The 12,877-nt window shown below is 60.8% G+C and carries 6 protein-coding genes and 1 pseudogene; 6 read left to right on the forward strand and 1 reads right to left on the reverse strand.

What is annotated here, in order from left to right:
- The first annotated feature begins 60 nt into the window (after positions 1–60).
- The 6 genes from RC54_RS11935 (at position 61) to RC54_RS11960 (ending at position 11,666) form a co-directional block, all read left to right on the forward strand.
- On the forward strand, positions 61–1,485 hold the full coding sequence (locus tag RC54_RS11935) for a cupin domain-containing protein (protein ID WP_061790663.1): 1,425 nt from the start codon (positions 61–63) through the stop codon (positions 1,483–1,485).
- A 41-nt stretch (positions 1,486–1,526) separates the two neighbouring features.
- Positions 1,527–6,494 carry a non-ribosomal peptide synthetase gene (locus tag RC54_RS11940; protein ID WP_061790664.1) on the forward strand — a complete coding sequence of 1,656 codons (4,968 nt, stop codon included), beginning with the start codon at positions 1,527–1,529 and terminating at the stop codon, positions 6,492–6,494.
- On the forward strand, positions 6,491–7,105 hold the full coding sequence (locus RC54_RS11945) for a nitroreductase family protein (protein WP_082803220.1): 615 nt from the start codon (positions 6,491–6,493) through the stop codon (positions 7,103–7,105). The genes RC54_RS11940 and RC54_RS11945 overlap by 4 nt, the downstream gene beginning before the upstream one ends.
- Before the next feature lie 404 nt (positions 7,106–7,509).
- Positions 7,510–9,633, forward strand: a complete 2,124-nt coding sequence (locus RC54_RS11950; protein ID WP_244216489.1) for a TonB-dependent receptor — start codon at positions 7,510–7,512, stop codon at positions 9,631–9,633.
- Between the two features lie 18 nt (positions 9,634–9,651).
- Entirely contained in the window at positions 9,652–10,818 is a 1,167-nt protein-coding gene (locus tag RC54_RS11955) for a PepSY-associated TM helix domain-containing protein (RefSeq protein ID WP_058895452.1), read from the forward strand.
- Positions 10,815–11,666, forward strand: a complete 852-nt coding sequence (locus RC54_RS11960; RefSeq protein WP_061790667.1) for a 4'-phosphopantetheinyl transferase family protein — start codon at positions 10,815–10,817, stop codon at positions 11,664–11,666. Before RC54_RS11955 ends, RC54_RS11960 begins: the two co-directional genes overlap by 4 nt.
- Positions 11,667–12,492: 826 nt before the next feature.
- Here the strand turns inward: RC54_RS11960 and RC54_RS11970 are convergent.
- Positions 12,493–12,816, reverse strand: a pseudogene (locus RC54_RS11970) (helix-turn-helix domain-containing protein); the annotation flags it as partial.
- Positions 12,817–12,877: the final 61 nt, after the last annotated feature.

The following is a 12,877-nucleotide window of genomic DNA, read 5'->3' on the forward strand; positions in this document are numbered from 1 at the left end:
GCACCATGCCGCCCATCTTGTATCTGCGCAACTCTGAATAACAACTTAAGGAGTCATCTCATGCCCCCGCAGCTCGCCCCATTGTTTGATTTCAGCCCATATGCCGACCGCAATGAAGAATATCGTGCATTGATCCGCCAATTCGCTGCGCATCCCGGATTTCGTAGTGCCACAGTCGACGAACTGGAGCTGAAGGACGACTTCTATCGTCGGCCGCTACGGCCGGAAGATCTGGATTATCTCTACTTCAAGAAAGCTATCCGGCCGGAGACCGTCAGCCGGCTGCCGTCACTGGCCAGTAACCGGATGTTGTTGTGCATCAATGATTTCGCCGCCGCGCGCTTGCCGCTCGACGGTGACATCGCCGAGTGGCAACGCTTTCAGGCCTTCTACGGCGAGGAAAACCAGTTACTGGCGACGCGTCTGCGCCCGTTTCTGGAGAGCTATGCCTTCGACTATCTGAGCCGCGACCGAGACATCCCCACCTCGGTAGTGCAGGCCCAGACCCTGCTCGGTCATCACCAGCAGCAGCAAGCGCAGTTCTGGCAAGGCGTGTTCGCACATCTGGTCAAGCAGGACTATCTGCAGGATGGCCTGCGCTTCATCGTGATCCAAAAGTGGTGCCTGCTGGCGGGCATGCGGCTAGCCGTCGAACGCGCCGGGGTCAATGGTTACTTCGATTTCCTGCAACCGGAAGACCGGCCTCGCTATCACCTGGCCACCGGTCGCGACCCCTTGGTCGAGCGCATTGCCTCCATGAGCGGTGTGACCCGTCGCAGCCATTCCTACTGGCAGTTCTACCTACCAACTAGTCTGGCTGGCAGCAACCTGGTGCATGCGCTGGCCGCCCGTCCCGATCGGGCGCTGGCACTGTATGGTGCCACCATGGCGCTGGAGCTGGACTGGCTCAGTTTCATCGCCGCGATCGAACTGGCCTGCCCGCACCTGCGTGCACCGGCAGATGCCCATGATGAAAACTTCGATCCCGCCGCCGTGGCGCGGCGTCACGAACGCGGCCTGGCGTGCACTCTGGAACGCTACGGCACCAGCGGGCTGGCGCGCATTAGCCAGGGCATCGTGGCGCATGTGACGCTGTCCGAGCGCGCACGCTGGGACCTGCACGAGCAGCTCAAGTGGCTCTCCGCGATCGAGCAATATTGCAGTTTCGCGCGTGAAGTGGACGTTCGCATCCAGCAGGAATGCCCCGGCATCGACCGCGAAACCTTCGTCGAGCCGCGCGAGATGTGCTCCACCACGCACGTCCACAACGATCACCGGCTGGTGGTGATCGAAACCGGAGACATGCTGTTCTGGGGCAACCTCGGCATGCAGCTGAAGATGCACAAGGGCGATATGGTGCTGATCCCCGATGGCCGTCTGCACGGCTCCACTGTGCTATCCGAGGAATGCACTTATCACCAGCCGATCATTCCCAATGAGTGGATTGCCGAACTGAGCACCGACATCGTCATGCCGGCGGCCTGAGCGCCGCTACCGTCATCATCGCCATCCAACGAGGACATTCCATGGAAGAGTTGAAAGAACAGTCGCAATCCGCGCCGCAGCCGGGCAAGACGGCACGGGACGAACCCGCCTCCGACTGGCGTCAGCGCGTGATACTGGGCGAGCAGGTAGGCGATCTTGCCTTGCCACCGTGGCTGGAAAGCAGTTACGCCACCTTGCGCACTTATGTGATGGATCCGGCGTATCCCTGCTTCTTCGGCACTATGGCCGAAAAACGCGGCGAGATGTTCTACTCCTTTGTACAGGGCAAGGATATCTCGCAGTTGCCGGCCACCATGGCTAAATTCGGCGAGCTGGCCAAGTTGCCGGCCTTCGAGAAAAACAATATCGCCATTTTTTTCGAACCCGATAGCGAAGCCCTCAGCCACACTCGGTATCACGATCACTTTTGGCACATCCTGCAAACCTTGCACGACCATGACCCCGATCCATATGCCGACCACCAGCCGGCGCCGGACGACCCTAAGTGGGAGTTCTCGTTCGCCGGCGTGGAAATGTTCGTGGTGTGCGCCTGCCCCTCGTTCGGTGCCCGTCACAGCCGTAATCTGGGCCCCGGCATGGTGTTGCTCTTCCAGCCGCGCAGTGTGTTTGTCGACAAGGTCACCAACCGCGTGATCGGCCAGCAGGCGCGCGAGGAAGTGCGGCGGCGCCTGCTGAAATGGGACGCGGTACCGGCCCATCCTGACCTCGGTTTCTATGGCGACCCCGGCAACCTCGAATGGAAGCAGTACTTCCTGCCTGATGACAACACCCCGGCGGCCAGTCGCTGTCCGTTTCTGGCCCGTTCGCAGGCGATGTCGGCCAAGCCGCCGGCACCGCCCGTGGCTGAGGTGACGGTCAGCGCCGATGGCGCAACCGAACAGGCGCAGCAGATGCAGCATCTGTCGCAACGCTATGCGGCCTTGCCGGTGGAGCAGCGGGCAGGTTTCCGCGCCGCACTGGCACAACGCGGCATCGCGGCGACGCTCTTGCCGGTGGTGGCGCTGGCACGCGAGACCGGGCGCATTGCCTTGTCGCACGAACAGGAGCGACTGTGGTTCCTGTGGCAGCTGGCGCCCGACAGCGCGGCTTACAACATGGCCAACACGGTGCAACTGGATGGCGAACTGGATGCGCAAGCTGTGTGTGCTGCCTTCGGGCATATCGTGCAGCGTCATCAGATTCTGCGCACCACCTTTACTCAGGAAGGCGAGTCGCCGTGGCAGTGCATCCACGCCAATCTGCCGCCGATCTGGGAGGAGCTCGACCTGACCCGACCGGGCGCCGCGGACAGTGCCGATGTGCAGGCACGGCTGCATGCGCGGCTGCGTGGGCACAGTCAACAAGCCTTCGACCTCGAGCGTGGTCCCTTGCTAAGACTGCTGCTGATACGTCTGGGACCGCAGCAGCACGTGCTGCAAGTGGTGCTGCACCACATCGTCGGCGACGCCTGGTCGCACACGGTACTGGCGCGCGAATTCCACGCCGCCTATAGTGCGCTGGTGGCCGGCCAGCCCCCGTCGCAGGCGCTGGCACCACTGCCCCTGCAATTTGCCGATGTCGCCGCATGGCAGCGCGAATGGCGCGACGCGCCGGCGATGCAATCCCAACTTGACTACTGGGTCAACACTCTGGGCCACGAACACCCTGTGTTGAATCTGCCGGGCGCCGCCGATGCTGGCGCAGGTCCGGCAGCGGCAGGCGCGGAACTGACACGGGCTGGCGCACGTGTAAGCCGGCAAATCGACGGCAAACTGCTACAAGGCATCAAACACATGGCCCGGGAATACGAGACCACGCCGTTCGTCCTGTTGCTGGCAGGCTGGTTCGCGGTGCTGTACCGCCACAGCGGTCAGACCGATCTGCGTGTGGGCGTGCCGGTGGCCGGACGACAGCGCAGCGAGACCCAGGCGCTGGTGGGTTTTTTCGTCAATACACTGGTATTGCGCGAGCAATTGCGAGGCGCTCAGCGTTTCGAGCATCTGCTGCAAAACCTGCATCAGGCAGTCTTGCAGGCGCAGGCGCATCAGGATCTGCCGTTCGCCCGTCTGGTAGAGGCGCTGGCGCCGCAACGCAAGCTGGGCCAGACGCCGTTGTTTCAGGTGATGTTCAACCATGTCGTACACAGCAACGGCGCCCAGCTTCCGGGGTTGCGCAGCAGCGCGCTGGAGCTGGCGCAGGAAAGCGCCAAATTCGACCTGACACTCAACGCCTATGAGCGCACCGACGGCATCCGCCTGTCACTGGTCTACGCGGAGGACCGTTTTGCACCTGCAGTGGCACAAGCGCTGGTTGATGACATGCTGCTGGTGCTGCAGCAGGGTGTGGCCAATCCGGCACTGGCGGTAGGTAACCTGCGTCTGGGCCACGCCAGTGAACCGCATCTGTGTGTGTCGCGCTCGCCGTCTTCGGAGCGTTTCACCAGCCTGGCGTGGCGCGTGCTACAAACTGCCACACGCACACCACAGGCGCTGGCCATCCACTGCGAGGGCATGGCACACAGCCACGCCGAATTATCGCAACATGCCAGCCGGATCGGTGCACGTCTGCTGCAGATGGGGGTACAGCCCGATGAGCGCATCGGCATCTGCGTGGAACGTTCTGCAGCCATGGTGGCGGCGATGTTGGGCGTGTTGCTGGCCGGTGGCGCTTTCGTACCGCTGGACCCCAGCTATCCGCAGGAGCGCCTCAATTTCATGCTAGGCAACGCAGGCGTACGGCGGGTGCTCGCAGATCCGGGTTCACTGCGCAAGTTTCCCGAGCTGATCGATGATTTCGAGGTCATGCTGCTGGGCGTCGACGATGGCCCTGTTGCGCAGGATCTGGGCCGCACGGATGAGCCACTCTGGCCGCAAGTCCATCCCGAACAACTGGCCTATGTGATCTACACCTCCGGCTCGACCGGTCGTCCCAAGGGCGTGGCCGTCAGCCACCGCGCACTGGTGCAGCATATGGACGATTTCATCGCCACCCACGACATCAGCGAGCAGGACAAGGTATTGCACATGTCGACCATCAACTTCGACGTTGCCTTGCATGAAATATTCCCGGCCCTTATTCAGGGCGGCAGCATCGTCATGCGCGGCCCCTCCGCCTGGGACCTGGAGACCACCGGGCGGGCACTGGCTGAGCATGAGGTCAGTTTCGCGCGGCTGCCCACCGCCTACTGGCAACAGTGGCTGCAGGCCTTGCCTGCGGCCGAGACCGTGCCACGCCTGCGCCAGATCACCGTAGGTGGCGAGGCCTTGCACGGCGATGCCCTGCAAGCCTGGCACCGCGGCCCGTTACGCCATATCGCCGTGGCCAACCTGTATGGCCCCACTGAAACCACGGTGGCATGCATGTTGCGCCAGACCCGCCCCGATGATGGTGCGCACGCCATCGTATCGATCGGCCAGGCCTATCCCAGCCGCCAGGTGGCGGTATTCGACGACGACGCCAACGTGATGCCGCTGTTGGCCGAGGGCGAGCTGTGCATCGGCGGCAATACGCTGGCGCGCGGCTATCTGGGCCGCCCGGACCTGACCGCCGAACGCTTCGTTCCGGATCCGTCAGGTGCCTTTGGTGCACGTATGTACCGCAGCGGTGATATCTGTCGCGCCCGCCCAGACGGCGCCATCGACTATATAGGCCGGCGCGACAAGCAAATCAAACTGCGCGGCCTGCGCATCGAACTGGGCGAAATAGAAAACCTGCTGCGCGGTGCCCCCGGGGTCGCCGATGTCGCTGTCGAACTGGTCGGGGAGGGCGCGCAAGCAAGGCTGGTGGCGTTTGCCACCGGCCATTTCCACAAAGCCGAGGTGGTCGCCTATCTGCAACGGCGGCTGCCGGATTACATGGTGCCGTCAGCGCTGGTGGTACTGCCGGCCATGCCGCTGATGCCCAATGGCAAGCTGGACCGCACTGCCTTGCTGGCGCATGACACCAGCCCCGCCGCGCGCGAACCGGTGGCACCCTCGACACCACAAGAGGAAGCGCTGCTGGCGATCTGGCAGGAAGTACTGGGGCATGCCGATTTTGGTGTCACCGACAACTTCTTCGAAATCGGTGGCAACTCCTTACTGGCGCTGCGCGTGGCCGGATTGGCGCGGCAGCGTGCGATTGGCGGCTTCAGCATGCCGCTGTTGTTCCGCTACCCGAGCATTGCCCCGCTGGCGCTTCATTGCCTCCGGCCCGACCCCGGCGCCAGCGATGGCGCGATGATGCTGCTCAACGACTTCGATGCCTCCCGCCCCACGCTGTTCGTGCTGCCGCCCTCGTCCGGGGTGGTGTTCGAGTATCGCCATCTGGCGCAGGCGTTGGCTGGACGCTGCAACGTAATCGGTCTGCAGGTGCCGCTGGAGCGCGATGGCGCTGACTGGCCCGGTGACTTCGCTGCGTTGGCACGACTGCACGTGGATTGCCTACGCAGCATGCAGCCGCAGGGGCCGTACCACTTGCTGGGATGGTCCCTGGGCGGTCTGCTTGCGCTGGAAATCGCCAGTCAACTGGAAAGCCGTGGCCAGAGTGTGGCGTGGGTCGGTGCCGTCGACGCCAAGTCACCACAGCAGCGCGCGCTCGACCGGCTGGGCAAGAATCGTGAACTGGTACGCCGGACCCAGCCCAGCGCTCAGGAAATGGAGCGGTTTTGGACCAGCCTGGCCGAACGCGACGACGGTGCAGCGCAATTCCTGGCCGATGTTCAGCCGCAAAGCCGGGGCGCAGCGCAAGACCAGCAGCGGCTAGCCGAAAATCTGGCACGTGCGCCGAACTACGTGATGGCACTAACTTCCGCCGGACTGGAGCGCCGCATCAGGGCCGATTTGCACGTCTGGTGGTCTGCCCAAACGCCGCCGCAACAGCGTCAGGGCTGGGAAGACAGCAGCACCGGCACGATGTCGGTGAACCACATCGCCCAGGTGTCGCACCGGGAGATCGTCAAGTCGCCGCAGTTGGTCGATGCCATTCAGGCATTGTTACCGACGGTCAGTCCAGCCGGGGAGGGCATATGAATCCATCATCCCCGGCCGATGCTCCATCGGCGGCATCATTGGTGCGCCATGGCGTCTCGCTGGATGAACAGCTAGCACTGATCTTCGATGCCGCACTGAGGCTGCGCGGACAAGATGAGCTGCGGCGCTGGGAGTTCGTGTTTGTGCGCGGCAGCGCCCGCCAGTTGCTGGGACGGCTATTGGTCGACGCCGCCCGGCAACGCGCACCCGCAGCGCCGGAAAGTACCCTGCAAGCTATTTCCAGTAACGTGATGCAGGTGCCACTGGTGATCGCTCTGGGCACTGATGCCCGGCAGCAATGGCAGCTATCTGGAGCACCCGAGGCCTCCGATGAGGCTCAGATGCTGGCGCTGGGGGCGGTGGCGTTGAACCTCATTAACAGTGTGCATGCGTTGGGCTACGGCGCGCGCTGGGCGGTGGGCGCAGCGCGCACGGCCGACGGCGAACATATGGTGAGCGCTGGACTGGGATTTCGCGGACAGGTGCAGCTGGCCGGCTGCCTGCTGGTCGGCACACCGGGGGAGGTCGGTATTCCGGGGCGCCGGCGCGCGCGCCATCCAGTGGATTGCAAGAAAGCATCAGGAAAGAGCCGCACAGCCGTTCTGGACTGAGGGGGCGGTTGTCAGAGTCAGGGATTGTTGGAGGTTGTTGTGATACGCCGCACGTGGCTTTCTGCGTAATTACCACAATCAGATTTGATTTTACTTTTGATAATGATTATTGTTACTATTATTATTTGTTGAAAATAACAAAAACTCACTCGCCAAGTATCATTAGGGCCGACGTCTTTCCGCCCACAAGGTGCGACTTTGCGTGTTATCAAGACGGCACCACCCCACATTACTGAAGTTGCAATCAACCAGAAGTCAATCAACCAGTATTCCAGCCACGGGTAACGTGAGGGATCTCGATACCCCAGCCAGCCTTAGCCATACCAATCAAACAATAAAGGCGTCTGTCCACTTTCGTGGGCTGGCCATGTTCAATGACAGAGAAGAGGTACTTCGTGTTCAAGATGAAAACCTGCGCCGGCGTTATCGCGGTGCTGTGCGCTCAACATGCTTATGCTGCAGACAACAGCGAGGACACCACCGCCAGCGGGAATCTGCCGTCGGTCGTGGTCACCGGCGACAAGGTGCCGACACCTGACGCGCTGCCGGCACCGTTCTCCGGCGGTCAGGTGGCCACCGGCGGCCGCCTCGGCTTTTTAGGCAATCGCGACGTGCTGGACGCCCCCTTCAATACCGTAAGCTACACCGCACAACTGATCGAAGATCAGCAAGCCAAGTCGGTCTCCGACGTACTTGCCAACAACCCTTCGGTGCGCATCTATTACCCCGACAACGACGGTTCGACCGATTTCTTCGTGCGTGGCAACAAAGTCTCTCAGCTCGATATCGCTTATGACGGCCTTTATGGTATCGGCACCCCGGGCATCGAATCGCTGGAGCGTATCGATGTGCTGATCGGCGCCAATGCCTTACTCAACGGTCTGGGTCCCAGTGGTGGCGTAGGGGCCATGATCAATCAGGTGCCCAAGAAAGCGCTGGAAACACCACTGACGCGCCTGACCTTTGGCTGGATTTCCGACAGCCAGTTCGGCGGCGCGATCGACTTCAGTCGTCGTTTGGGCGAAGACGGCCAGTTCGGCATCCGCGTCAACGCCGCCTATCGCGATGGCGACACAGCCGTCAACAACCAGTCGCGCACAGTGGGAACTGCCACGGTCGCCATGGACTGGCGCGGTCGCGGCGTGCGTGTCTCGACCAATGTGGGTTACCGCAAGAACGACAACCAGTCACCTTCGCGTACCACCTACATGCTGACCAGCACCTTCCAAATTCCGTCGCCGCCCAGCGATCCGAAGCAGAACTGGCAGAACTCATGGACTTATGATAATACCGAGACCAAGTTCGCCACGGCGCGTGCAGAGGTCGACATCACACCCGACGTCACTGCCTATGCCGCCATCGGTGGCTCGCAGTTCAAGGAAGAGCAGTTGTTTGCCAACACCTTCCTGACCTCATCTACCGGAGCACTGCTGCGCCGCACGGTGTACTGGCCGCTGTACCGCAACACCTGGACCGCAGAAACCGGCTTGCGCGGTACCACCAACACCGGTCCGGTCAAACACAAGTGGTCGCTGACAGCGTCCACCCTGAGTGTCACCAACGGCATCGCGCTCAATGACCTCGGCATCACCGCCTCTAACATTTATACCCCGGTCTATTTCGGCCAGCCCAGCATCGCCGGGCTGCGCGACTCCAACAGCGTGCACAAGACCGGCGCCACCGATTTGTCGGGCATCGCCTTGTCGGATACGCTGTCTATCCTGAACGACAAGCTGCAATGGACCATCGGCGTGCGCGAACAGAACGTCGCTACCAAGACTTATACCGAGGCCACCGGCGCAATGACCGGGCGCTACGACAAGAGCAAGCTGACCTATGCCACCGGGCTGACGGTGCGCCCGATCAACAATCTCTCGCTGTATGCCAACTATATCGAAGGCTTGCAAGCCGGGGTGGAAGTGCCGTCCGGCTATACCAATGCTGGGCAGGTATTCGCTCCGTACGTCTCCAAGCAATATGAGATCGGCGCCAAGTACGACTTCGGCGGCTTCCTCACCACGCTCAATGCTTACCAGTTGACGACGCCCAATGCGCAAGCCAACGGCACGCTCTATACCGTCGACGGCGAGCAGCGTACCAAGGGTGTGGAGCTCAATACCTATGGTTCGTTGACGCGCGATGTCCGCCTGCTGGGTGGTGTCGCCTTCACCGATGCGCGCCAGACCAACACCGTCAACGGCACCAACAACGGCAAGAAGGTACAGGCCGCTGCCGACGTACAGGCCAACCTTGGTCTGGAATGGGACTTTGCACCGGGCTTTACCGTTAGCGGGCGCACCATCTATACCGGACGTGAATACATCGACACCGCCAATCTGCAATCCATCCCGAGTTCGGTGCGTTACGACGCCGGTCTGCGCTACATGACCACGCTGGCGGGCCATCCCACGGCTTTCCGCTTCAACGTCGAGAACCTGACCAACAAGAGCTATTGGCTGGGTGGCAACGGCTTCGTGATGCAAAGCCGTCCGCGGACCTTCACGCTGTCGGCCAGCGTCGATCTCTAACCAGTACCGGAGCTTCGCGTGGCCTTGACGATCCGCCAATGGTACTGGCTGCACAAGTGGTCCAGTCTGATCTGCACCGTGTTTTTGCTGGTGTTGTGCCTCACTGGTCTGCCGCTGATTTTCCTTGACGAGATCAGCGAACATTGGCGAGGTGACCCGCCGGCCGAGGAGCTTACGGCCGGCACGCCGCTGGTCAATCTCGACCGTTTGGTGCTGGCGGCGACTGGCCAGGGTGGAGTGTTCCCCAACGAGACGGTGCGCTGGCTTTCTATTGAAGAAGACAGCGGCCAAATCTGGCTGGGACTGGGCCCCTCCTACGACGCCCCGCGCAACCAGGACCACGTGGTGCGCTTCGATGCCCGCAGCGGCACACTGATTCATGCGGCCCGGTCGGGCGAACACACCTCGCCCTTATGGGTGGGGCTGATGTTCAAACTGCATACGGATTGGTTCGCCGGGTTGCCCGGTGAGATGTTTCTGGCGGTCATGGGCTTGCTGTTCGTGATCGCCACGGTGTCAGGCGTGGTGCTGTACGCGCCCTACACCAAGAATCAGGCCTTCGGCACGGTGCGTAGGAGCAAGGCTGCACGGCTATACTGGCTGGACCTACACAACCTGCTCGGCATCGTCACGTTCGTCTGGGCGCTGCTGATTGGCGTGACCGGGATCATCAATCAGTTGTCCACGCCGCTCTACGACATCTGGCGCGCCACCGCGATGCAGGCCTTGCTGAAGCCTTATCAGGGCCATGCAATGCCGCACCAGCTCAGTTCGCTGCAGGCCGCCTATGACACCGCCTTGCGCGCCACCCCGGGCAAGAGCGTGCGAAGCATCCGATTCCCCGATGACCAGTTCGGCAGTCCGCACCACTACCTGATCTGGACCAAGGGCGATACGGCGCTGACGTCGCGACTGGCCACGCCGGTTCTGGTCGATGCCCAGAGCGGCCAGCTCAGCGCTACCTTGCCGATGCCTTGGTATCTGACGGTCTTGCTGAGTTCACGGCCATTGCACTTCGGCGACTTTGGCGGCATTCCCTTGAAGATCATCTGGGCGTTGCTGGATCTGGTCACCATCGCTGTGCTGGTCAGTGGCCTGGTGTTATGGATATTGCGACGTAAGGCCGTGGCGCCGCCGGGGCAGCCGCCTCTGTCCGTCAAGGCGGTGCCGGGTCAGCGCGGTTGAACGACAATGGCCAGACGCTTTACCGTGGCCAGTGCCTAAGCATGCCGGTGCCGGGCACTGTTGACCTGTTCCTGTTTACCGGGGCCGAGGCTATTGCCCCGCCATTGGCCGCCGCGCTGGCGGTCTTTCTTGCTCCCGAGGAAACCCGCCGCGTGCATGCCTTGCAGCGTTGCGACGACCAATGCCGGACGTTAGCCGCGCGTGGCATGCTGCGCAGAGTGCTGAGTGACTATCACCCGCAGATCGCTCCAGGTGTCTGGCAGTTCACACACAATGCCTATGGCAAACCGGCTCTGACCGTGCCGCTGCTGCAATTCAATGTATCCCACACGGAAGGTATGATTGCGCTGGCCTTCAGCCACGCAGATTGTGCGGTCGGTGTCGACGTCGAGTTACAGGGCAAGCTCAGTGCGCAGCAGAGCCGCGAACTGTACGATCTGGTGCTAGCACCGCAGGAGCGCCGTCATGTCGAACACTACGAACGGGAATTTCCCGGGGAAGCGGCCAGCGCCTTTCTGCGTACCTGGGCCCTCAAGGAGGCCTGGCTCAAGGCTACTGGTGCCGGCTTGTCTATCAGCCCCGCTCACATTGCCTTGTGCTTTAATGTCGACCAGCAACCTGCGTTGCAGTTGGGGAAGGGTATCGCCGCCAGCATCCCGGAACATCAGCAACTCACACAACTCGTCGCACGGAACTGGTGGTTACATCATCAGCAATTGCGCGGCGATGGCGAACAAGGCCATGAATTGGCAGTGGCGTTGGACGTGGGACAGCATGTTGGGAGGGTGGGGCAGGTGTGCGTTGCGGATCTGAGGCGGTCTGATTGGTACTTTGCCGAAACTTACTAGCGCCGTGTGCTGCCGTAAGCCCACCATTGGGTAAGCATCAAATGCGAAGTCAGAAGCTCGGACATCTGGTGCTAAAGGTCTGCCAGCCTGGTCTTAGGCTGAGGAATGCCCATTTGCCGGAGGCGTTCTTGATATTCGTAATGTTGCAGTCGAAGTATCTCCGGGACCCACCAGGGTATTTTGGTTCGGCCATTTAGCCAATTTTGGACAGTCTTTTCTGACCTTTTTAGCCGTTTTGCTATTCTTTGGATGGAGTCGCCTTGCATCCAAAATTCTAATTCGCCTAAGTGGCCATAACGTGTGTTCGGATATCTCATACTTCCTCCTGTTCTCATAAAATGGGAATATGAGTGGCTCGTTCGATGCGATAGTTCTGCAAAGGGTCTTTGTCCACTCGCTTTTACTCGCCTATCAAACTTCGCAATCTTGGTACTTCAGGTGCTGTGTTGCGAGCAATTTCACTCAGAAATCCTGATTTATTGCTTTAATAGTGTTGCGTCGTTGGTGCCTCCCTTTTGTTGCGTTTGAAGCGGTTCCGAATGCAACACTTATCGGTAGTAAATTTTTAGTTTCGAGCTCGAGTGTTGCGTCAGAGTCTAGCTCGACGGGAGTCTAGTAAGGGCTTGCTGGCGGAGCGCTGATTGTCATTGGGGTACGGGTGCGCAAGGTAAGGAAGGTTGAGCTAAAAAAAGGTTCTAAGCTTGTGCGCAGGTGCGAGATAGAGCGATGCAGCTTAGAACTACTACTGTGTTATGTGAACACTGTGATATCGCGCCGAATCTGTTGATTTGCTCGCAGAATTGACCCTCGCCATCTGATCCACTTTCCACTGCCTTCCGAAGGCAGCTACGCGGTCATACGACCCTCATATCCCAGCTCTTTCAGGTCCCAGGAACATCTGTTTCAGGGTTCTTCTTTGCTTCCGTGATTTGACTGCCTCAGCGCTCAGCCAGGCGGAAAGTCTAGGCGCGAATTCATCGAGCGAGCTCTGTGATTGCCTGGTGGGAGAGGACGGTTCGATCGCCGCGGACCGAATATAGCGACGAACAGTGTTTCGGGAAATGTCTAGCCTACGGGCTATTTCCCTGATCGAAACGCGGTCTCTGATGTACCAGCGCCGAATAATTCCAAGTAGGGCCACGTTTATCACTCCGTTCTCCCGCTCGCTGTCTTGAGCAGGATTGTGGTCTAAACATGGGTCAACTTAGGAT

It is taken from the genome of Herbaspirillum rubrisubalbicans (assembly GCF_003719195.1).
GTDB classification, from domain to species: domain Bacteria; phylum Pseudomonadota; class Gammaproteobacteria; order Burkholderiales; family Burkholderiaceae_D; genus Herbaspirillum; species Herbaspirillum rubrisubalbicans.